This window comes from Stenotrophomonas sp. GZD-301, from assembly GCF_049310345.1.
Lineage (GTDB): Bacteria > Pseudomonadota > Gammaproteobacteria > Xanthomonadales > Xanthomonadaceae > Stenotrophomonas.
The window spans coordinates 46,408-67,266 of sequence record NZ_JBMOWY010000050.1; the positions used below are offsets into that span (position 1 = coordinate 46,408).

A 20,859-nucleotide genomic window follows, 5' to 3' on the forward strand; every position below is an offset into this window, starting at 1 on the left:
GCAGGTGAAAACAGGCGCCCAATATACGCGAACCGGAAACGCTGGCCGGGCGAGGCTCGCCCGGGCCGGGTCAGGCGACGGCCAGCGGACGCCGCGTGTGCACCGTGCTGGATTGGCCCTTGGCGTCGTAGGCCGACGCCTCCTCGCTGCGGCCCAACTGGCGCAACGCCCAGTTGACCTCGCGGCGCCGGCGCGCCAGCAGCACGCCGTTGGCACGATTGCGCTCGGCCAGTTCCTGCAGTCGCTCGGCCTGACCGACCGGCAGCGCCGCCTCGAGCGCACGCAGCGCCTCCAGCTTGGCGCCGGTCGCCTGGATCAGCGCGTGGACGTCATGCTCGACCAAGGCCAGGCGTTCGACGTCCAAGGCATCGCTGAGGCGCTGCAACGGCTCGCTCATCGCCAGCTTCATCCCTGCAGCTGCTGGTCCAGCTCAAGCATCCGCGAGGCGATGGCATCAGGATTGATCGTGTAGGTACCGTTCTGCAGCGACTCGCGCACGGCCTGCACGCGGGCCGCGTCGATCGCCGGGGCCGTGCTCAGCTCGCGCTGCATGGCCTGCAGCGAGGTCGCTTCGCCGGTCAGGCGCAGGCTGTCCACGGCTTCCACCGGGCGCGCCTGGGAATCGGTGCCGGCGCTGGGCTTGGTGCCGAGGGCGACACTGCGCAGATGGGCGGTGGCCTGCAGGTTGCCGTCGATTTTCTGGCTCATGGAGATGTCCTGGGTGTTCGGTTCACAAGGGATAACGGCACAGAGACCGCCACCTTTAGGGGAAATATCAGGGTTTTGCAGCAAAAACGGAGGGTAGTCAGCATTGTGATCAGCGCGTCACTAAAACGTCGCCACTGGCGTCCACGGTACCTTGAACAATCTTGCGTGACGACAGGTTCTCCACCGACACCCGCTCGTGCTCGCCCGCATCGGCCATCGCGCGCCCGGCTACCCGCACCTCCACGCCGCCCCGGCGCGAGACCAGAGCGACACTGTCGCCCCGGCGCACCAGGCGCTGGGCGACCAGGTCATTGGCCGACAGCAGGCTGCCGGCACTGAGGGTCCGGCGGGCTACCCGCCCGACCGCCACCTGGGGGTCGGCCAGTGCGGCGCCGGCAATACGTGCCACGTCACGCTGGGCAGTCGTGATATCGGCCGCCGTCAGTGTTTCTCCAGCGGCGATCCCGCGGTTGAGGACCAGCACCTGCTGGTTGCGGCGCACCTTGACCGGCACGAACAGCCGCCAGCCGCCGGCGTCCGGGCAGCTCACCTCCACCGTGCTGGTGCCGGTCGGCTGGGCACGCAGGGCCTGGCCGCAGGCCGGCAGGCGCAGCGCCGAGTCCAGCGTGGTTTCGCCTTCGGTACCGGCCGGCAGGGTCGACAGCGCCGCACCGCGGATGCTCTCCACCGGCTGCCAACCGGCGGCAGCCCCGGCCGGCAATGCCAGCAGCAGGGACAGAACGACCAGGACAGAACGCATGCAGACTCCAGGGGCAACGGACATGCGCAGGGTGATGCAAGCCCCGTGCCGGACGGCAGGGCGCGCCGCGCTCAAGTCGCGCCGGCTGGCGCCGATACCAAGCCCATGTCCCATGACCTGCTCAACCGCATCGACCAGCGTACGCGACTGGCCGGCCACAATCGTCTGGCCCTGCTGCTGTTCCGGCTCGGCGGACGTCAGCTTTTTGGCGTGAACGTGTTCAAGGTACAGGAGGTGCTGCGGCGCCCGTCCCTGTTCCAGGTCCCCGGCCTGCCCAGCCAGTTCGCCGGCGTTGCCGACGTGCGCGGCCGGTCGGTACCGGTCCTGGACCTGGGTCTGGCCATCGGCCACCCCGAACGCGAACCCGATGCCGACACCGCGCCGGGCTACCTGGTGGTGACCGAGTTCAACCGGTCGATCCAGGGGTTCCTGGTCAGCGGCGTGGAACGGATCGTCAACATCGCGGTGGAGGACATCCATCCGCCACCGGAACTGGGCGCCGAATCCAGCTACCTGACCGCGGTCACCCGGTTCCAGGGGGAGCTGATCCAGGTGATCGACGTGGAAAGCGTCCTGGCCGATATCGCCCAGGTCCGCGGCGAAGCCGTGCTGGACCCGTCGATGGCCCTGCCGGCCGATGCCCCGCCGATGCAGGTACTGGTGGTGGACGACTCGCGCGTCGCCCGCCAGCAGATCCGGAGCGTGCTGGACCAGCTCGGGGTCAGCGCGACCCTGCTGTCGGACGGCAAGCAGGCGCTGGACCATCTGATCCAGATCCATGCCGCCGGCGAGAACCCCGCCGAGCGCTATGCAATGGTGATCTCCGACATCGAGATGCCGGCGATGGACGGCTACACCCTGACGACGGAAATCCGGCGCCACCCCGGCCTGGCCGGCCTGTACGTGCTGCTGCACACATCCCTGTCGGGCGTATTCAACAACGCGATGGTGGAACGCGTGGGCGCCAATGCCTTCGTCGCCAAGTACTCCCCCCACGAACTGGCCGATTTCGTGCTGGATCGGTTGCGCAAGGTCGCCCTGGCCGCGTAACGCGGCCTTCTGCCCGTTGACGGTCTGTCGGCGGGGCGGGTCAACCCGCATTCTCTCTTTTCATGGCGCAGCCGGGCATAGCCCGGCTTTTCGTCGTGGTCTGGACACGATGACCGTCCTGTAGCGCCACGCGTTTCGCGCGTTTCCGGCCCGCGTCCGGGCGCCCGCACCCTCTTCTGGCACGGCCCTTGCAGCCTCCCCCACATCGTCCCGTGGGAGCGCGCCATGCCCAATCTGATTTCCGACTATCTGGGGGTCCATGCCCAGGCCATGCCGTTGCGCGAGCAGCGGATGAAGCTGATCGCCAGCAACCTGAGCAATGCCGACACCCCTGGCTACAAGGCACAGGACCTCGACTTCGACGCCGCCCTGCGCCACGCCCAGGGCCTGGATGCCAACGGACTCATGAAAACCACCAACGAACAGCACTTCGCCATCGGCGGCGGCCTCAACCCCTTCCAGATTGCCAAGGAGGGCGTACAGCCCAGCATCGACGGCAACACCGTCGACCCGGACGCCGAGCGTGCCGCCTACGGCCGCGCCGCGCTGGAATACCGCGCGTCGCTGAGCTTCGTCGAATCCAAGGTGCGCTCCATGCTCACCGCCATCACGGGCCAATAAGCCATGAGCAATCTGCCGATCTTCGACATTGCCGGCTCGGCCCTGCAGGCCCAGTCGGTGCGCATGAGCACCATCGCCTCCAACCTCTCCAACGCCGATACCGTCGCCGGCTCGGCCGATGCCGTCTACAAGCCGCTCGAGCCGATCTTCCAGTCCGTCACCAGCCGGGCCGACCCGAACATCACCACTGTCCAGGTCAAGGAAATCAACCAGAGCGACGCGGCGCCCATCAAGCGCTACGAGCCCGGCCATCCGCTGGCCGATGCCGATGGCTACATCTACCAGCCCGACGTCGATCCGGTGGCGCAGATGGTCAACCTGATCTCCACCTCGCGCAATTACCAGGCCGGCGTGGAGATGCTGACCACCGCCAAGGAACTGGCACTGGCCACCCTGACCATGGGTCGCTGACCCCCACTTTTGCAGGACATACCGTCATGAGCAGCACCAGCGGCGTCGGCCAGAACAGCGACATCTACACCGCGCTGGGCCTGAACGCGCCCAACAGCGACAAAACCAAGAAAAAGGACACGCTCGACCAGGCCGACTTCCTGCGCCTGATGACCGAGCAGCTGCAGCACCAGGATCCGCTCAAGCCGATGGACAACACCCAGATGGTCGCGCAAATGGCGCAGCTGTCGCAGGTGCAGGGCATCAACGACCTCAACACCACGGTCAAGGGCTTCCAGGAAGCCATGTCCAGCGACCAGGTGCTGCGTGGCGCCGCCCTGGTCGGCCACGACGTCCTGGTGCCCTCGCCCAAGTGGCAGCTGGAGGCCGAAGGCGGCACCAGTGGCATGGTCGCCGCCCCGGGCGCCGGCTACGTCACCGTGGACATCACCGATGCCAACGGCGTGAAGGTCAACACCCTGAGCGTGGAAGCCAAGGCCGGCGGCGAAGTCACCTTCGACTGGGACGGCAAGGATGCCAACGGCAACCGCATGCCGGCCGGCAGCTACACCATCGCCGCGTCGCATACCGACAGCGCGGGTGCCAAAACCAAGATCAACACCTACGTCGAAGCCCCGGTGGAGAGCGTCACGGTGGGCTCGGACGGGCTGTACCTGAACCTCAAGGGCCTGGGCACGGCCCCGATCGACTACGTGCTCCGCATCAGCTGAGCCACCTGCTTCCGCATCCAAGGAGAACCTCATGGGCTTCAACATCTCGTTGTCCGGCATCAACGCCGCCAATGCCGACCTGAACGTCACCGCCAACAACATCGCCAACGTCAACACCACCGGCTTCAAGGAATCGCGTGCCGAGTTCGCCGACCTGTTCTCGGCCACCAGCTATGGCCTGTCCAAGAATGCCATCGGCTCGGGCGTGCGCCTGACCAACGTCGCCCAGCAGTTCTCGCAGGGCAACAACGAACAGACCGGGCGCAGCCTGGACATGGCCATCTCCGGTGAGGGCTTCTTCACCATGACCATGAACGGTGCCCGCGTGTACTCGCGCGCCGGCAACTTCCAGACCGACCAGGCCGGCTACGTGGTCAACCCGCAGGGTGCACGCCTCCAGGTGTTCGCCCCCAATGCCGACGGCACCAGCTTCGACGGCGGCCGCCTGACCGACCTGCAGCTGCTCACCACCGACAGCCCGCCCAAGCAGACCAGCGCGGTGGACGTGAGCTTCACCCTGCCGGCCAACGCCAAGCAGCCGACGGTGACCCCGTTCGACCCGGCCGATTCCAACAGCTACAGCCATTCCACCGGCGGCATCACCGTGTACGACTCGCTGGGCGTGAGCCACATCCAGACCTCGTACTTCGTCAAGACCGCCGGCACCAACGCGTGGGAAGTGCACAACTACGTGGACGGCCAGAGCGTCGGCGCACCGGCACCGATGGCCTTCTCCGACGCCGGCGCGCTGACCGTTCCGGCCAACGGCAAGATCCCGCTGACCGCCTTCAGCCCGACCACCGGTGCCGGCACCCTGACCATGACCCTCAACGTCATGGGGTCCACCCAGTACGGCGAGAAGTTCGCGCTGCGCAACACCCAGCAGGACGGCTACGCGGCCGGCAAGCTCAACGAGATCACCGTATCCGAGGAAGGCGTGGTCTACGCCCGCTACTCCAACGGCGACGACAAGGCGCTGGGCCAGGTCGCCCTGACCACCTTCAACAACGCGCAGGGCCTGGAAGCCAAGGGCAACAACCTGTGGGTGGAGACGTTCAACTCCGGCACCGCACGTACCGGCGCTCCGGACACCTCCAACCTCGGCAAGGTCCAGGCCGGTTCGCTGGAAGCCTCCACGGTCGACCTGACCGAGCAGCTGGTGAACATGATCACCGCGCAGCGCAACTTCCAGGCCAACTCGCAGATGGTCTCCACGATGGACCAGATCACCCAGACCATCATCAACATCCGTTGATGAGCCACTGACCGCATCACGGGAACACAACGATGGACAAGGCTCTCTACGTCGCGATGACCGGTGCACGCGCCTCCCTGCAGGCGCAAGGCACGCTGTCGCACAACCTGGCCAATACCGATACCCCCGGTTTCAAGGAAGCGCTCGCCAATACCGAGGCTTTCCCGGTCAAGGGCAACGGCTTCGCCTCGCGCGTGGATGCCCTGCATGTCGACGCCGGCTTCAACCGGCGCATGGGCGCGCAGAACATCACCGGCAACCCGCTGGACCTGTCGCTGCAGTCGGGCAACTGGCTGGCGGTGCAGGCCCCGGCCGGTGGCGGCGAAGCCTATACCCGTGGTGCGGCGCTCTCGATCACCCCCAATGGCCAGCTGGTGACCGCCGGCGGCCATCCGGTGCTGGACGAGAACGGTAACCCGATCGCGATTCCCCCGCACCAGGCGATGGAGATCGGCAACGACGGCACGATCTCGATCATCCCGCTGGGCGAAGGCCCGCAGACGATGGCCAACGTCGGCCGCATCCGCGTGGTGCAGGCCGACGATGCGCGCCTGGAACGCGGGCTGGACGGCCTGATGCGCAACGCCGATCCGCAGCAGCCGTTCGTGCAGGCCCAGGGCAAGTCGCTGGAAAGCGGCCAGCTGGAGGGCAGCAATGTCGATGCCGCCGGTGCGCTGGTGCAGATGATCCAGCTGCAGCGGCAGTACGAAATGCAGGTGAAAGTGATCAAGCACGGCGACGAAAACGCCCGCAGTGCCAACAGCCTGTTGCGCCTGGGCAGCTGATTGCCCGACGTGACGTAAATCCGGCGCGGTTCTGGCACGCGCCATGCATCCGCCTACGCAAGGGCCACGCTTCGTGGCCGCCCGCAACGACACAGGACTTCCCCCATGAACCAGGCATTGTGGATCGCCAAGACCGGACTGGATGCGCAGCAGACGCGCATGTCGGTGGTTTCCAACAACCTCGCCAACACCAACACCACCGGGTTCAAGCAGGACCGCGCCAGCTTCGAGGACCTGTTGTACCAGCAGGTGCGTCAGCCCGGCGGCTCGTCCTCCGCGCAGACCCAGCTGCCCACCGGCCTGCAGATCGGTACCGGTGTGCGCGTGGTGGCCACCTCGAAGAACTTCGAACAGGGCAGCCAGCAGCAGACCGGCCGCGCACTGGACGTGATGGTCAACGGCCGCGGCTTCTTTGAAGTGCAGATGCCCGACGGGTCGTCGGCCTACACCCGCGATGGCTCGTTCCAGCGCAACCAGGATGGCGAACTGGTCACCAACAGCGGCTACCCGGTGCAGCCGGGCATCCAGATTCCCGAAGGCGCGCAGTCGCTCACCATCGGCACCGACGGCACCATCAGCGTGAAGATGGCCGACGACGCCGCCTCGGTGGAAATCGGCGCGCTGACCCTGACCGACTTCGTCAATCCGGCCGGCCTGCAGGCCCGCGGCGAGAACCTGTTCCTGGAAACCACCGCCTCCGGCCCGGCCCAGAACGGCAATCCCGGCCTGAACGGCCTGGGCTCCGTGGTCCAGGGCGCGCTGGAAGGCAGCAACGTCAACGTGGTCGAAGAGCTGGTGTCGATGATCGAAACCCAGCGCGCCTACGAAATGAACGCCAAGGCGATCTCCACCACCGACGCGATGCTCGGTTACCTCAACCAGAACGTCTGATCGGCCGAACCGGAAGCCCTGCCATGTCGCCCCTGCGCCCTACCCTTCGCCTGTTGCTTGCCAGCTCCGTGGTTGCCCTGCTCGGCGGCTGCGTCATCGCTGGCGATGTCCGGCCCTATCCGGCGATGGCGCCGGTCGTGCCGGTCGTGGCACCCAGTGCCGATCCCACCGCCGGGGCGATCTATGCCGCCGGCCCCGGCCTGCAGCTGTACTCGGACCGGCGCGCGCGGGATGTCGGCGACCTGCTGACCATCACCCTGACCGAAAGCACCACCGCGCAGACCACCGCCAACACCAGCACCGGCAAGGAATCCGAACTGAGCATCGGCACGCCCACGCTGTTCGGCGCACCGGTCACGCTCGGCGGCAAGGACATCCTGAGCGCCAGCGCCAGCGGCTCGCGTGATTTCACCGGCAAGGGCACCAGCGCGCAGAGCAACCGGCTGCAGGGCAGCGTGACCGTCACGGTGATGCAGCGCCTGCCCAACGGCAACCTGGTCGTGCAGGGCGCCAAGAACCTGCGTCTGAACCAGGGCGATGAACTGGTCCAGGTGCAGGGCATCGTGCGCGCGGCGGACATCTTCCCGGACAACACCATTCCCTCCAGCCGCGTTGCCGATGCCCGCATCGTCTACGGCGGCCGCGGCCCGGTCGCCCAATCCAATGCGATGGGCTGGCTGAGCCGTTTCTTCAACTCGGCGTTGTCGCCGTACTGAGCCCGACATGAAGCCTGCCTCCCCCTCCCTGCCCGCTCTCGCCGCCCGCGCCACGCTGGTGCTTCTGGCCCTGTTCGCCGTGGTCGCCCCGGCTGCCGCCGAACGCATCAAGGACCTGGCCCAGGTCGGCGGCGTGCGCGGCAACGCGCTGGTCGGCTACGGCCTGGTGGTTGGCCTGGACGGCAGCGGCGACCGCACCAGCCAGGCCCCCTTCACTGTGCAGAGCCTGAAGAACCTGCTCGGCGAACTGGGCGTCAATGTCCCCGCCAACGTCAATCCGCAGTTGAAGAACGTGGCCGCCGTGGCGATCCACGCCGAGCTGCCGCCCTTCGCCAAGCCCGGCCAGCCGATCGACATCACCGTGTCCTCGATCGGCAACGCAGTGTCGCTGCGCGGCGGCTCGCTGCTGATGGCCCCGCTGCGCGGCGCCGATGGGCAGGTCTATGCGATCGCCCAGGGCAACCTGGTGGTGGGCGGCTTCGGCGCCCAGGGCAAGGACGGCTCGCGCGTGTCGGTCAACGTGCCCAGCGTCGGCCGCATTCCCAACGGTGCAACCGTTGAGCGGGCGCTGCCGGACGTGTTCAGCGCAGGCGGCGACATCACCTTGAACCTGCACAAGAACGATTTCACCACCGTCTCGCGCATGGTGGCGGCGTTGAACAACGCCTTCGGCGATGGCGCCGCGCGCGCCATCGATGGCGTCACCGTGGCCGTGCAGTCGCCCAGCGACCCGGGCGCGCGCATCGGCCTGCTGGCCCGCATCGAAAATCTGGAACTCACCCCGGGCAGCGCGCCGGCCAAGGTGGTGGTCAACTCGCGCACCGGCACCGTGGTGATCGGCGCCCAGGTGCGCGTGGGCGCAGCGGCCATTTCGCATGGCTCGCTCACGGTGACCATCAACGAGAACACCAACGTCAGCCAGCCCAATGCCTTCGCCGGTGGGCAGACCGTGGCCACCCCGCAATCCACCATCACCGCCACCAACGATGGCAGCCGCATGTTCAAGTTCACCGGCGGCACCACGCTCGATGAGATCGTGCATGCGGTGAACGCGGTGGGTGCCGCTCCCGGCGATCTGATCGCCATCCTGGAAGCCCTCAAGCAGGCCGGCGCGCTGAGCGCCGAACTCGAGGTGATCTGACATGCGCATCACGCCCGCACTGGAACTCAACCCCGCCCAGGCCAACAGCCCGGCCAAGGTCGACAAGGTCGCCCGCCAGCTGGAAGGCCAGTTCGCGCAGATGCTGGTCAAGAGCATGCGCGATGCCAGCTTCGGCGATTCGCTGTTCCCGGCCGAAAACACCATGTTCCGCGAGATGTACGACCAGAAAATCGCCGAGGCGATGACCCGCGGGCGCGGCCTGGGCCTGTCGGCGATGATCACCCGCCAGCTCGGCGGCGCCGAGGGTGAGTCGGCCAAGCCGGTGGATACGGCGTTGAACCCTGCTGCGGCCCTGCGCGCCTACCGCCTCAATGCACCGGCGGCCGCACCGATGGTGCTGCCCGCCGACGCAGCGCCGGCCGGCGCACCGGATGAAGCGGACCTGCTGCAACAGCTCGGCGGCGCCGCGCCGTCGGCCGTGCTGCAGCCGATGGAACGCGCCCTGGACCTGATCGCCGGGCGCGAAACCAGCCAGATGCACGAGGCCATCGGCCGCAGCGATCCCTACGGCACGCCGGCACCGGCGGCCGACCCGTCCAGCGCCAACTGGGCGATGGCCGACGACCGCTGGCGCGATGTGGGCAGCGATGCCCCGCGTGCGGCCGGCGCCGTGGATACCCTGGCCGGCAGCACGGCCGCTGCACAGCTGGGCCCGCATACGCCGGAAGGCTTCGTCGCCAGCATCTGGGGTCATGCCCAGCAGGCCGCGCGCGAACTCGGCGTGGATGCCAAGGCACTGGTCGCCCAGGCGGCGCTGGAAACCGGCTGGGGCCGCAAGCTCATTCCGCGCAACAACGGCGGCAGCTCGCACAACCTGTTCGGGATCAAGGCCAACGGCTGGAGCGGCGAGCGCGCCACCACCGGCACCCATGAGTATGTGGACGGCGTGCGCCGCAACGAAACCGCCAGCTTCCGCGCCTATGCCTCGGTGGGCGAGAGCTTCGCCGACTACGTGAAACTGCTCAAGAACAGCCCGCGCTACCAGAACGCCCTGCAGGCCGGCGCCGATGTGCGCGGCTTTGCGCAGGGCCTGCAAAAGGCCGGTTACGCCACCGACCCAAGCTACGCGGCCAAGATCGCCGCGATTGCCGGCGGCCCGACCATCGAGCGCGCCGTCGCTGCGGTGGGCGATGCCAGCCTGCGGCTGGGCCGCACCTTTGCCAGCACCACCAGCCCGACCGGGCTGGGTGTCATCCGTCGTTGAGGTAATCCATGTCCAGCGTACTCTCCACCGGCACCAGCGCCCTGCTCGCCTTCCAGCGGGCCCTGGCGACCACCAGCCACAACGTCGCCAACATCAATACGCCTGGTTACAGCCGGCAGAAGGTGGACTTCGCCACCGCCAACCCGCAGAACTACGGGTACGGCGACGTCGGCAACGGCACCCGCATCACCGACATCCGCCGGGTGGCCGATCAGCTGGCGATCTCGCGGCTGCTCGACAGCAGCGGCGAGCTGGCGCGGTTGAAGCAGCTCTCCACGATGGCCGACCGGGTGGACACCATGTTCTCCGATACCGCAACCAACGTCGCCGGTGTGTGGTCCAACTTCTTCGATTCGGTCAGCGGCCTGTCGTCCAATGCCTCCGGCACCGCCGACCGGCAGAACGTGCTCGACAGTGCCGGCACACTGGCCAACCGCTTCAAGCAGCTCAATGAAAGCCTCAACGCGCTCAACGGCGAGGTCAACAACGGCCTGATCGCCGGTGCGTCGGAGGTCAACCGCCTCGCGGCGGAAATCGCGCAGATCAACGGGGTGATCGGCAGCAATGCCAACGCCGCCGCGCCCGACCTGCTCGACCGCCGCGACCAGCTGATCGCCAACCTGGTCGGCTACACCGGCGGCACCGCGATCCTGCAGGACGGCGGGATCATGAATGTCTACACCGCCGGTGGCCAGGCGCTGGTAGTGGGCACGACCGCCTCGAAGGTCACCACCGTCACCGATCCCTACCAGCCCGAGCGGCTGCAGCTGGCGCTGGAAACCCAGGGCCAGAAGATCACGCTCGACCCGAAGTCGCTCGGCGGCCAGATCGGCGGCCTGCTGGAATTCCGCGAGACCGTCCTGACCCCGACCCAGGCCGAGCTTGGCCGCCTCGCGGTCGGCCTGGCCAGTACGTTCAATGAGACCCACCACCAGGGCGTGGACCAGTACGGCCAGATGGGGGCGGACTTCTTCAACTTCTCCAGCCCGCGCATCACCGGCAACACCCACAACACCGGTACGGCCACCTTCAGCACCGCCTACGGCGACCTGTCCAAGCTGGACGGGCAGAACATCGTGCTCAAGTTCGACGGCACCCAGTGGCAGGCCACCCGCGCCGACACCGGCGCCAACGTGCCGCTCACCGGTACCGGCTCGGCCACCGATCCGCTGGTGATCAATGGCGTGGAACTGGTCATGGGCGGCACCCCGGCCACCAACGACCGCTTCCTGCTGCAGCCCACCGCGGGCGTGGCCGGCAGCCTGTCGGTGGCGATCACCGATACCTCGCGCATCGCTGCCGCCGCGCCGATCAAGGGCAATGCCGGCCTGACCAACACCGGCACCGGCAAGCTCACCGGCGTCAAGGTCACCGACTACACCAACGCCAACCTGCGCACCCCGGCGGCGATCGCGTTCACCAGTGCCACCCAGTACACCATCGACGGCAATGGTCCGTTCACCTACACCGCCGGGCAGACCATCTCCGCCAACGGCTGGAGTTTCGTGCTCGACGGCGCGCCGAAGCCGGGCGACAGCTTCTCCATCGGCCCGACGCCGGCGGGGTCCAGCGACAACACCAATGCCCTGCTGCTGGCCAAGGTCGAAGAAGCCAAGGCATTCAACAGCGGCACCGTGACGCTCAACGGCGCCCTGGGCGGGCTGACCACCCAGGTCGGCTCGGCCGCGCGTGCGGCGGACTACTCCCTGCAGGCCCAGCAGGTCATCACCGACCAGGCGCAGGCCAACCGCGACGCCACGTCCGGGGTCAACCTGGACGAGGAAGCGGCCGACATGCTCCGCCTGCAGCAGGCCTACCAGGCCGCCTCGCAGCTGATTTCCACCGCCGATTCCATGTTCCAGACCATCCTGGGGGCCGTTTCCCGATGAACAACCGCATTTCCACCGGGATGATGTTCAACCAGTCGGTCTCGATGATGCTGGCCAAGCAGGCCAAGATGAACCATCTGGAGCAGCAGCTGGCCACGGGCAAGCGGCTGGTGAGCGCCAAGGACGATCCGGTCGCCGCCGGCACCGCCGTGGGTCTGGACCGTGCCGTGGCCGAGCTGGACCGCTTCGAGCGAAACGGCGACGTGGTGCAGAACCGCCTGGGCCTGCAGGAGAACGCGCTGGCGCAGGCCGGCGAGATGATGGCGCACATCACCGAACTGACCATCCAGGCCAACAACCCGGCCCTTTCCGCGGCCGACCTGAAGTCGATCGGCTCCGAGCTGCAGTCGGTCAAGGACGGGCTGCTGGCACTGGCCAACAGCACCGACGGCAACGGCCGGTACCTGTTCGGCGGCACCGATGATGCCGACGCGCCGTTCAAGCTGACCAACGGGGTGGTGACCTACAACGGTGACCAGACCCAGCGCCAGGTGGAGGTCGCCCCGGATACGTTCGTCAAGGACGCCCTGCCCGGCAGCGAGATCTTCCTGCGCATCCTGACCGGCGACGGCACGCTGGACGGCAGTGCCGCCACCGGCAACACCGGCACCGGCGTGCTGACCACCTTCGGCCGCAACGCCGCGTCCGGCGACTGGAACGGCAGCAGCTACACCGTGCGCTTCACCGCGCCGGACACCTACGAAGTGGTGGACGCCAGCAACGCGGTGGTCAAGACCGGCACCTTCAAGGCCGGTGAGGACATCAGCTTTGCCGGCGTGTCGATGCGCATCGAGGGTGAACCGGCCGCCGGGGACAGCTTCGGCGTGGGCGCCGCGCAGCCGCGCGACATCTTCGCCACCCTGACCGGCATGATCGACACGCTGGAGAACGCCGCCAACGACCCCACCTCGGTGGCCCGGCAGCAGAACATCCTGCAGGCCGGCATCCGCGATGTGGCCCGCGCCTCGGAGAAATTCATCGATGCGCGCGCGATGGGCGGTTCGCAGCTCAAGGCCATCGACGATGCCGGCGCACTGCGCGAATCCAACACCGTCACCCTGAAAACCACGCTGTCGGCGATGCGCGACTTGGACTACGCCGAGGCGATCGGCCAGTACAAGCTCGAGCAGATTTCACTGCAGGCTGCCCAGACCATTTTCACCCAGATGCAGCAGATGTCGCTCTTCAACGCCATCCGCTGACGCCTGCACGCGCCGCCGGGCCATCGCGCCCGGCCACGTAGAACGCAGCGTTTCCAGGGGTTTTCAAGCCACCTGGACAACGCCGCCCACCGACCATCACCTCAACGAGGTGATGTTTTTGGCGTTTTTCCGCTCAAGCCACCGGCCTGTGCGCCGTTATCTCTCCTGCAACAGTCGTACCGCAGCGCGGTGCGGGCTCTGCGTCATCTCCGGGTGCACGCCGCGACCGGAAATTGCCCACAGGAAAAGATAAATGGCACAAGTAATCAATACCAATGCGATGTCGCTGAACGCGCAGCGCAACCTGTCCACCAGCGGTTCCAGCCTGGCCACCACGATCCAGCGCCTGTCCTCGGGCCTGCGCATCAACAGCGCCAAGGACGACGCCGCCGGTCTGGCGATCTCCGAGCGCTTCAGCACCCAGATCCGCGGCCTGGACGTTGCTGTCCGCAACGCCAACGACGGCATCTCGCTGGCCCAGACCGCCGAAGGCGCGATGGTCGAAATCGGCAACAACCTGCAGCGTATCCGTGAACTGTCGGTCCAGTCGGCCAACGCCACCAACTCCGACAGCGACCGTGAAGCGCTGAACGGCGAAGTGAAGCAGCTGGTGTCGGAAATCGACCGCGTCTCCCGCCAGACCAACTTCAACGGCACCAAGCTGCTGGACGGCACCTTCTCCGGCGCACTGTTCCAGGTTGGCGCCGATTCGGGCCAGACCATCGGCATCAATAGCATCGTCAACGCGGGTACCGCCACCCTGGGCAACGGCAAGTACGCCGCTACGCAGAAGACCGATGCGGCGATCTACGGCGCTGCCGCTGCCGCTGACGGCAAGGTCACCGGCCTGAAGGTCAACGGCCTGGACATCGGCGATGTGACGTTCAAGGCCGGCGACAAGGCCATCGACGTGGCCAAGAAGACGGTCAACGCGATCAATGAAAAGATGGACCAGACCGGCGTGTACGCCGAGCTGGACAAGGCCGGCGTGATGACGCTGACCTCGTTGAAGTCGGACAAGGCCTTCGAATTCACCGCCGGTGCCACCACCGATACCGGTCTGACCGTGGCCTTCACCGGCATCTCGGCCACCAAGGTCGAGGCCGCCGTGAGCGACACCGTCAGCGGCGTGAACATCTCCACCGTGGCGGGCGGCCAGCGCGCCCTGTCGGTGATTGACGATGCACTGAAGGCGGTCAACTCCTCGCGTGCCGACATGGGTGCGATCCAGAACCGCTTCACCTCCACCATCGCCAACCTCAACGCCACCTCCGAAAACCTGTCGTCCTCGCGCAGCCGTATCCGCGATACCGACTACGCCAAGGAAACCGCTGAACTGACCCGCACGCAGATCCTGCAGCAGGCCGGTACCGCGATGCTGGCCCAGGCCAACCAGTCGCCGTCCAGCGTGATGAGCCTGCTGCAGGGCTGATCCCCGCCTGCAACCGCCTCACGAAAAACCCCGCTCCGGCGGGGTTTTTCGTTGTGGCCCGGCTCTGCACCCCCGCCAACGGCCGCGCGGACGGGCGATCAACCGAAAAAAACACCGGCGACCGCTAAAGGTTCCCAGCGGGGTGTCGTTAATGATTTCAACCAGGGCACAACGCCCACAAGGCCTCTCCCCCGGGGCCCCCCTCGATACCCGAACGAACTTCCAGGAGCACGGAAATGGCACAAGTCATCAACACCAATGTGATGTCGCTCAACGCTCAGCGCAACCTGAACACCAGCGGCTCCAGCCTGGCCACCACGATCCAGCGCCTGTCCTCGGGCCTGCGCATCAACAGCGCCAAGGACGACGCTGCCGGCCTGGCCATTTCCGAGCGTTTCGGCACCCAGATCCGCGGCCTGGACGTCGCCGTCCGCAACGCCAACGACGGCATCTCGCTGGCCCAGACCGCCGAAGGCGCGATGGTCGAAATCGGCAACAACCTGCAGCGTATCCGCGAGCTGTCGGTGCAGTCGTCCAACGCCACCAACTCCGACAGCGATCGTGAAGCGCTGAACGCCGAAGTGAAGCAGCTGGTCTCGGAAATCGACCGCGTCTCCCGCCAGACCAACTTCAACGGCACCAAGCTGCTGGACGGCACCTTCTCCGGCGCACTGTTCCAGGTCGGCGCCGACTCGGGCCAGACCATCGGCATCAACAGCATCGTCGACGCCAGCGCCAGCGCACTGGGCGGCGCCAAGTTCGACAAGGGCTCCTTCAGCCTGGCCGCCGGCACCGTCAACAGCGACGTCAAGATCAGCGGCATGAAGGTGACCGGCGCCGACGGCAAGGCCTATACGCTGTCGGACATCAACGTCAAGGCCGGTGCCGACATGGCCGCCACGGCCAAGGCCACCAACGCCGCCATCGCCGCTGCGATCAACGACAAGATGGACCAGACCGGCGTGTACGCTGAAGTCGCTACCGGCGGCGCCATCAACCTGACCTCGGTGCAGAACAGCGTCAACGACAAGGGCGTGTTCAACGCGATCAACGTCGCCTTCGGCACCCTGGACGCGGGTACCGCGGTCGCCCTGCCCGCCGCCGCCTACACCCAGACCGATGCGACTGGCCAGGCAGCACTGAAGAACAACTTCGCCGCCGACCTGGACATCTCCAAGGTCGCCGGTGCACAGCAGGCCCTCTCGATCGTCGACAAGGCGCTGAAGGCGGTCAACTCCTCGCGTGCCGACATGGGTGCGATCCAGAACCGCTTCACCTCGACCATCGCCAACCTCAACACCACCTCGGAAAACCTGTCGGCCTCGCGCAGCCGTATCCGCGATACCGACTACGCCAAGGAAACCGCCGAGCTGACCCGCACGCAGATCCTGCAGCAGGCCGGCACCGCGATGCTGGCCCAGGCCAACCAGTCGCCGTCCAGCGTCATGAGCCTGCTGCAGGGCTGATCCCCGCCTGCAACCGTCTCACGAAAAACCCCGCTCCGGCGGGGTTTTCTGGTTTTCCGGGACGTTGAACCGCCGCCGCCGGCAGGGAGTGCCGCATGACCGCCAGGCGCAGGAAAACAAAGCCGAAAACCGCATTTTTTCGGTCAAATCCACTAAAGGTTGTTGACATTGTGTCGTTATTGATTTCAGCCACGGCATGACTGCATTCCCTGGCCCCTCCCACGGGAGGAAACACCTCGACAACCCGGCGACATCATCGCCACCAGGAGCAAGAAAATGGCACAAGTCATCAATACCAATGTGATGTCGCTGAACGCCCAGCGCAACCTGTCGACCAGCGGCTCCAGCCTGGCGACCACCATCCAGCGCCTGTCCTCGGGCCTGCGCATCAACAGCGCCAAGGACGACGCCGCCGGCCTGGCGATCTCCGAGCGTTTCAGCACCCAGATCCGCGGCCTGGACGTTGCCGTGCGCAACGCCAACGACGGCATCTCGCTGGCGCAGACCGCCGAAGGCGCGATGGTCGAAATCGGCAACAACCTGCAGCGTATCCGCGAGCTGTCGGTGCAGTCGTCCAACGCCACCAACTCCGACAGCGACCGTGAAGCGCTGAACGCCGAAGTCAAGCAGCTGGTCTCGGAAATCGACCGCGTGTCGCGCCAGACCAACTTCAACGGCACCAAGCTGCTGGACGGCACCTTCTCCGGTGCGCTGTTCCAGGTCGGCGCCGATTCGGGCCAGACCATCGGCATCAACAGCATCGTCAACGCCAGCAGCTCGGCGCTGGGCGGTTCGCAGTTCGACAAGAACTCGCTGACCGTGGACGCCGCCGCCGTGACCGCAGGCCAGGGCATGAAGATCACCGGCATGAAGGTGACCGGCTCGGATGGCAAGACCATCGATCTGGACACCATCAACGTCAAGGCGACCGGCACCACCGCGGCCGAGATCCAGGGCGCGACGGCAAAGGCTGTGGCTGCCGCCATCAACGAGAAGATGGACCAGTCCGGCGTGTACGCTGAAGTCGACAAGACCGACGCCACCAAGATCAACCTGACCGCGATCAAGGACAGCACCGACGCGACCGGCGCCTTCAAGGCGTTCAACGTGACCGGCGGCACCTGGTCCGACACCGCCGCGACCCCGGTGGCCAAGACCACGCCGGGCTTCACCGCGTCCCCGGCCGCCCCGGCCACCAAGACCTACGCCTCCGGCCTGGACATCTCCAAGGTCGCCGGCGCCCAGCAGGCCATCGACGTGGTCGACAAGGCGCTGAAGGCGGTCAACTCCTCGCGTGCCGACATGGGTGCGATCCAGAACCGCTTCACCTCCACCATCGCCAACCTCAACACCACCTCGGAAAACCTGTCGGCCTCGCGCAGCCGTATCCGCGACACCGACTACGCCAAGGAAACCGCTGAGCTGACCCGCACGCAGATCCTGCAGCAGGCCGGTACCGCGATGCTGGCCCAGGCCAACCAGTCGCCGTCCAGCGTCATGAGCCTGCTGCAGGGCTGATCCCCGCCTGCAACCGCCTCACGAAAAACCCCGCTCCGGCGGGGTTTTTTCGTTGGACTGGCACGGCACTTGCAGTCTGCTCTGCATCAACATGCCCGGCGCCTGGCGGCCGGGCTCAAGCCTCCCCGTTCCGGGCCGATATCACCTGCAGGAAGCGCAGGCGGTCTCCGCGCCCACATTGACTACAGGATTGCAGACATGGCTATTGGTTCGATTGGTACTGGCCTCGACATCCCCGCCTTCGTGGCCCAGCTGGTGGCCAAGGAGCGCGAGCCGCAGGACAACCAGATCAACGCAGCCGGCCAGGCCGCCAACGCCAAATTGTCGGCGCTGGCGACCCTCAAGGGCGGGCTGACCAATCTGCAGACCGCGCTGACCAACCTGATCAAGAGCGCCGACAAACCGGCCTACAAGACCAGCACCGTCACCGACTCCAACTTCACCGCCGTGATGGACACCACCGAAGGGGCGCCCTCGCCCACCGCGGGCGTCCACCAGGTGGAGGTCAAATCGCTGGCGCAGGGCCAGAAGCTCAGTTCCGGCGCGTTCGAGAAGGACGTGGTGGTGGGCAGTGGCAAGATGACCATTGCCTACGGCGACAAGACCCTGGAAATCGACATCGCCGAGGACAGCAAGCTGTCCGACATCGCCAAGGCGATCAACAAGGCCGCCGGTGGCAAGGTGGTGACCGCCAGCGTCATCACCGCCGACGACGGCCAGCATCTGACGCTCAGTGCCGTGGACAGCGGCCTGAAGGGCGCACTGAAGATCAGCACCTCCGGCGGCAACGGCGGCCTGTCCGGGCTGACCTACGACGGTACCGCCGCCTCGGGCATGAGCCAGACCGTGGACCCCAAGGACGCGGTGGTGGTGGTGGACGGCTTCACCCGCACCTCCAGCTCCAACACCATCAGCGATATCGTACCGGGCATCAACCTGACCCTGACCAAGGCCGGGACCAAGCCGGGCGAAACCCAGACGCTGACCGTCACCCGCGACAACACCTCGCTCAAGACCGACATGCAGGCCTTCGTGGCCGCCTACAACGCCATCAATTCGGCGTTGAAGTCGTCCAGCGCCTACAACGCCGAAACCAAGACCGCTTCGGCCCTGACCGGCGATGCGATGGTGCGCGGCCTGCAGCAGCAGCTGCGCAGCCAGTTCAGCAGCAACATCAACGGCCTGAAGGCGATGGGCGTGACCCTGGCTGCGGACGGCAGCCTGAGCCTGGACAGCAGCAAGATGGAAACGGCGATCGGCAAGGACCCCGATTCGGTCGCCGACCTGTTCGGCAAGCAGGGCATCATCGGCGCCTCGATGGACGCCCTGCTGAAGAGCAACCTGGACAAGGAAACGGGCACCATCACCCAGCGCACCAACACCTTGAACAAGCAGATCAAGGACCTGGAAAAGCGCCTGGATGCGTTGGACGCGCGCATGGTGCAGGTGTCCACGCGCTACACCAAGCAGTTCACCGCGATGGAAACACTGGTCACCCAGATGCAGACCACCAGCGACAACCTGAGCCAGCAGCTGGCCAAGAAGAACAGCTGAGTGCGGCCACGCCGCAGCGCTCAAGTTTCAGCGCTGCAGCGCCGATATTCATGGCATCACCCGCTGCTCGACCCGAGCGGCGGGCTCGCCGGGCAAAGCCCGGCGCTACCGAGGGCCGCCCACCACAGTGGCCCCAGGAACAGAGGAGACACTTCGAATGTACGGTTCCAGCCGTCAGTATGCAGAGCAGTACCGCAAAGTCGGCGTATCCACCGCCGTGACCGACGCCGATCCGCACAAACTGGTGGCCCTGCTGCTGTCCGGTGCCTGCGAGCGCATCCGCCTGGCCGAAGCCTGCCTCGAGCGCAACGACCAGGCCCGCAAGGGCAAGGCGATCGGCGAAGCATGCGCCATCGTCGGCCACCTCAACGGCTCGCTGGACCATGAAGCCGGTGGCGAGATCGCCGGCAACCTCTCGGCCCTGTACGACTACGTCATGCAGCGCCTGACCGAAGCCAATCTGCACAACGACGCCAGCGCGCTGCAGGAAGCCCTGCAACTGCTCACCGAGATCGATGCGGCCTGGAATGCCATCCCGCACGACCAGCGCCAGCCCGCCGCGGCGGGTGCCTGATGGACGACACCGGCCCGGTCGACGTGCTCCGCCCGCTGCATGAGGCGCTGGCGCGCCTGGCAGCGGCCGTGGAAGGCGACGACCACGACCTCACCCAGCAGCTGATGGACCGTTACGACGCGGACGTGCGCAGCCACCTGGCCGAGCACGATGCGCGCATCGAGGCGGCCGACCTGCACGGGCTGATCGCCCGCCAGCAGCAGCTCACCCTGCGCATGGCGGCACGCCGCGACGAAGCGGCCCGGCACCTCAACGCCGACCGCCGCGCCGTTCGCGCGTCCCTCGCCTACCTTCGGGCAGAATCCCTGACATGACCGACCTGCGCGCCAGCGACATCCATCACCCGGCCGAAAGCGAGCTGTTCGATGAGACGCTGAGCTGCGAGGTCGCGCTGCCCGCCGAGTTCCGCCTGGGCTCGGCGGTGATCCGTCCCGGCAGCGCCGAGACGCTGCTGCGCAGCGTGGCGCTGGTGGAAGACGCGCGCGGCGATGACGGCCATGACGAACGCGGCGAAGCCACCCTGCAGCTGCAGCGGCTGGAGGCCAAGCTCGACCTGACGATGGTGCTGCTCGGCCGGCTGGTCCGCCAGCAGACCCAGGACCTGCCGCTGCGCCCCCTGCGCTGGTCGCGGCGCGGCATCCGCCTGGAGCTGGGCGTGCGCAGCGGTGCCAACCCCGGCGCGCTCGGGGTGATCCGCCTGCAGCCCTGCGACTGGTTGCCCGACCATATCGATCTCCCGGTGGCCGCACTCGCCGAGGCGGCCAACGGCTCGGGCGCCTACTTTCTGTGGCTGCGCTTCGAAGGGCTGAGCGATGGCCTGGAGATGGCGCTGGAGCGCCATCTGTTCCGCCTGCATCGCCGCCAGATCGCCGAAGCACGGCGTCTGCGCTGACCATACGGTCCCGACCGTTACCGATGGACCTTGGCGGTTTCACGCCACTCCGTTAAGGT

At 66.9% G+C, this 20,859-nt stretch carries 23 protein-coding genes; 19 read left to right on the forward strand and 4 right to left on the reverse strand.

Features of this window, described 5'->3' with window-relative positions; all coding sequences use genetic code 11:
- Nucleotides 1-70: 70 nt before the first annotated feature.
- The 3 genes from ACO6VK_RS13710 to flgA all read right to left on the reverse strand — a co-directional run bounded on the left by ACO6VK_RS13710 (nucleotide 71) and on the right by flgA (nucleotide 1,468).
- Nucleotides 71-409 carry a flagellar protein FlgN gene (locus tag ACO6VK_RS13710; protein WP_422508000.1) on the reverse strand — a complete coding sequence of 113 codons (339 nt, stop codon included), beginning with the start codon at nucleotides 407-409 and terminating at the stop codon, nucleotides 71-73.
- Nucleotides 406-708: a flagellar biosynthesis anti-sigma factor FlgM gene (flgM, locus tag ACO6VK_RS13715; protein WP_422508002.1), complete on the reverse strand. Its 303-nt coding sequence runs from the start codon at nucleotides 706-708 to the stop codon at nucleotides 406-408. Before flgM ends, ACO6VK_RS13710 begins: the two co-directional genes overlap by 4 nt.
- Nucleotides 709-817: 109 nt before the next feature.
- Complete coding sequence (gene flgA / locus ACO6VK_RS13720; RefSeq protein WP_422508004.1) at nucleotides 818-1,468, reverse strand: flagellar basal body P-ring formation chaperone FlgA; 651 nt, start codon at nucleotides 1,466-1,468, stop codon at nucleotides 818-820.
- 105 nt (nucleotides 1,469-1,573) lie between these two features.
- On the opposite strand from flgA, the gene ACO6VK_RS13725 reads away from it, so the two are divergent.
- From ACO6VK_RS13725 to ACO6VK_RS13790, 14 genes are all read left to right on the forward strand, one after another.
- A complete protein-coding gene (locus ACO6VK_RS13725) occupies nucleotides 1,574-2,518 on the forward strand; it encodes a chemotaxis protein (RefSeq protein ID WP_411850950.1) in 945 nt (314 codons plus the stop codon).
- Between the two features lie 225 nt (nucleotides 2,519-2,743).
- Nucleotides 2,744-3,139 carry a flagellar basal body rod protein FlgB gene (flgB, locus tag ACO6VK_RS13730; RefSeq protein ID WP_422508007.1) on the forward strand — a complete coding sequence of 132 codons (396 nt, stop codon included), beginning with the start codon at nucleotides 2,744-2,746 and terminating at the stop codon, nucleotides 3,137-3,139.
- Between the two features lie 3 nt (nucleotides 3,140-3,142).
- Nucleotides 3,143-3,550: a flagellar basal body rod protein FlgC gene (flgC, locus tag ACO6VK_RS13735; RefSeq protein WP_411850948.1), complete on the forward strand. Its 408-nt coding sequence runs from the start codon at nucleotides 3,143-3,145 to the stop codon at nucleotides 3,548-3,550.
- 26 nt (nucleotides 3,551-3,576) lie between these two features.
- Entirely contained in the window at nucleotides 3,577-4,260 is a 684-nt protein-coding gene (locus tag ACO6VK_RS13740; RefSeq protein WP_422508009.1) for a flagellar hook capping FlgD N-terminal domain-containing protein, read from the forward strand.
- A 31-nt stretch (nucleotides 4,261-4,291) separates the two neighbouring features.
- A complete protein-coding gene (gene flgE / locus ACO6VK_RS13745; RefSeq protein WP_422508011.1) occupies nucleotides 4,292-5,515 on the forward strand; it encodes a flagellar hook protein FlgE in 1,224 nt (407 codons plus the stop codon).
- 32 nt (nucleotides 5,516-5,547) lie between these two features.
- Nucleotides 5,548-6,300, forward strand: coding sequence for a flagellar basal body rod protein FlgF (locus ACO6VK_RS13750; RefSeq protein WP_422508013.1), 753 nt, complete (start codon nucleotides 5,548-5,550; stop codon nucleotides 6,298-6,300).
- Nucleotides 6,301-6,405: 105 nt separating this feature from the next.
- Complete coding sequence (flgG, locus tag ACO6VK_RS13755; protein WP_422508015.1) at nucleotides 6,406-7,191, forward strand: flagellar basal-body rod protein FlgG; 786 nt, start codon at nucleotides 6,406-6,408, stop codon at nucleotides 7,189-7,191.
- A gap of 23 nt (nucleotides 7,192-7,214) precedes the next feature.
- Nucleotides 7,215-7,907, forward strand: coding sequence for a flagellar basal body L-ring protein FlgH (flgH, locus tag ACO6VK_RS13760; protein WP_422508017.1), 693 nt, complete (start codon nucleotides 7,215-7,217; stop codon nucleotides 7,905-7,907).
- A gap of 7 nt (nucleotides 7,908-7,914) precedes the next feature.
- On the forward strand, nucleotides 7,915-9,048 hold the full coding sequence (locus tag ACO6VK_RS13765) for a flagellar basal body P-ring protein FlgI (RefSeq protein ID WP_422508019.1): 1,134 nt from the start codon (nucleotides 7,915-7,917) through the stop codon (nucleotides 9,046-9,048).
- Between the two features lies 1 nt (nucleotide 9,049).
- Entirely contained in the window at nucleotides 9,050-10,273 is a 1,224-nt protein-coding gene (flgJ, locus tag ACO6VK_RS13770) for a flagellar assembly peptidoglycan hydrolase FlgJ (protein ID WP_422508021.1), read from the forward strand.
- A gap of 8 nt (nucleotides 10,274-10,281) precedes the next feature.
- Nucleotides 10,282-12,162: a flagellar hook-associated protein FlgK gene (gene flgK, locus ACO6VK_RS13775; protein ID WP_422508023.1), complete on the forward strand. Its 1,881-nt coding sequence runs from the start codon at nucleotides 10,282-10,284 to the stop codon at nucleotides 12,160-12,162.
- The gene (gene flgL / locus ACO6VK_RS13780; RefSeq protein WP_411850939.1) at nucleotides 12,159-13,364 is read left to right on the forward strand and encodes a flagellar hook-associated protein FlgL; all 1,206 of its coding nucleotides are present in this window, start codon (nucleotides 12,159-12,161) and stop codon (nucleotides 13,362-13,364) included. The genes flgK and flgL overlap by 4 nt, the downstream gene beginning before the upstream one ends.
- Before the next feature lie 253 nt (nucleotides 13,365-13,617).
- Complete coding sequence (locus tag ACO6VK_RS13785) at nucleotides 13,618-14,796, forward strand: flagellin (RefSeq protein ID WP_422508025.1); 1,179 nt, start codon at nucleotides 13,618-13,620, stop codon at nucleotides 14,794-14,796.
- A 236-nt stretch (nucleotides 14,797-15,032) separates the two neighbouring features.
- Entirely contained in the window at nucleotides 15,033-16,262 is a 1,230-nt protein-coding gene (locus ACO6VK_RS13790) for a flagellin (protein ID WP_422508027.1), read from the forward strand.
- Here ACO6VK_RS13790 and ACO6VK_RS13795 read toward each other — a convergent pair.
- Complete coding sequence (locus ACO6VK_RS13795; protein ID WP_422508029.1) at nucleotides 16,240-16,455, reverse strand: hypothetical protein; 216 nt, start codon at nucleotides 16,453-16,455, stop codon at nucleotides 16,240-16,242. The two genes, ACO6VK_RS13790 and ACO6VK_RS13795, sit on opposite strands and share 23 nt — an antisense overlap.
- A gap of 83 nt (nucleotides 16,456-16,538) precedes the next feature.
- Between ACO6VK_RS13795 and ACO6VK_RS13800 the strand changes: the two genes are divergently transcribed.
- The 5 genes from ACO6VK_RS13800 (at nucleotide 16,539) to ACO6VK_RS13820 (ending at nucleotide 20,800) form a co-directional block, all read left to right on the forward strand.
- Nucleotides 16,539-17,780 (forward strand): flagellin, encoded by a 1,242-nt coding sequence (locus tag ACO6VK_RS13800; protein WP_422508031.1) that lies wholly within the window; start codon nucleotides 16,539-16,541, stop codon nucleotides 17,778-17,780.
- A gap of 198 nt (nucleotides 17,781-17,978) precedes the next feature.
- Nucleotides 17,979-19,334, forward strand: a complete 1,356-nt coding sequence (gene fliD / locus ACO6VK_RS13805) for a flagellar filament capping protein FliD (protein WP_422508033.1) — start codon at nucleotides 17,979-17,981, stop codon at nucleotides 19,332-19,334.
- A gap of 157 nt (nucleotides 19,335-19,491) precedes the next feature.
- Nucleotides 19,492-19,908: a flagellar export chaperone FliS gene (gene fliS / locus ACO6VK_RS13810; protein WP_422508035.1), complete on the forward strand. Its 417-nt coding sequence runs from the start codon at nucleotides 19,492-19,494 to the stop codon at nucleotides 19,906-19,908.
- Nucleotides 19,908-20,222, forward strand: coding sequence for a hypothetical protein (locus ACO6VK_RS13815; protein ID WP_422508037.1), 315 nt, complete (start codon nucleotides 19,908-19,910; stop codon nucleotides 20,220-20,222). Before fliS ends, ACO6VK_RS13815 begins: the two co-directional genes overlap by 1 nt.
- Entirely contained in the window at nucleotides 20,219-20,800 is a 582-nt protein-coding gene (locus tag ACO6VK_RS13820; protein WP_422508039.1) for a PilZ domain-containing protein, read from the forward strand. Before ACO6VK_RS13815 ends, ACO6VK_RS13820 begins: the two co-directional genes overlap by 4 nt.
- The last annotated feature ends 59 nt before the right edge of the window (nucleotides 20,801-20,859 follow it).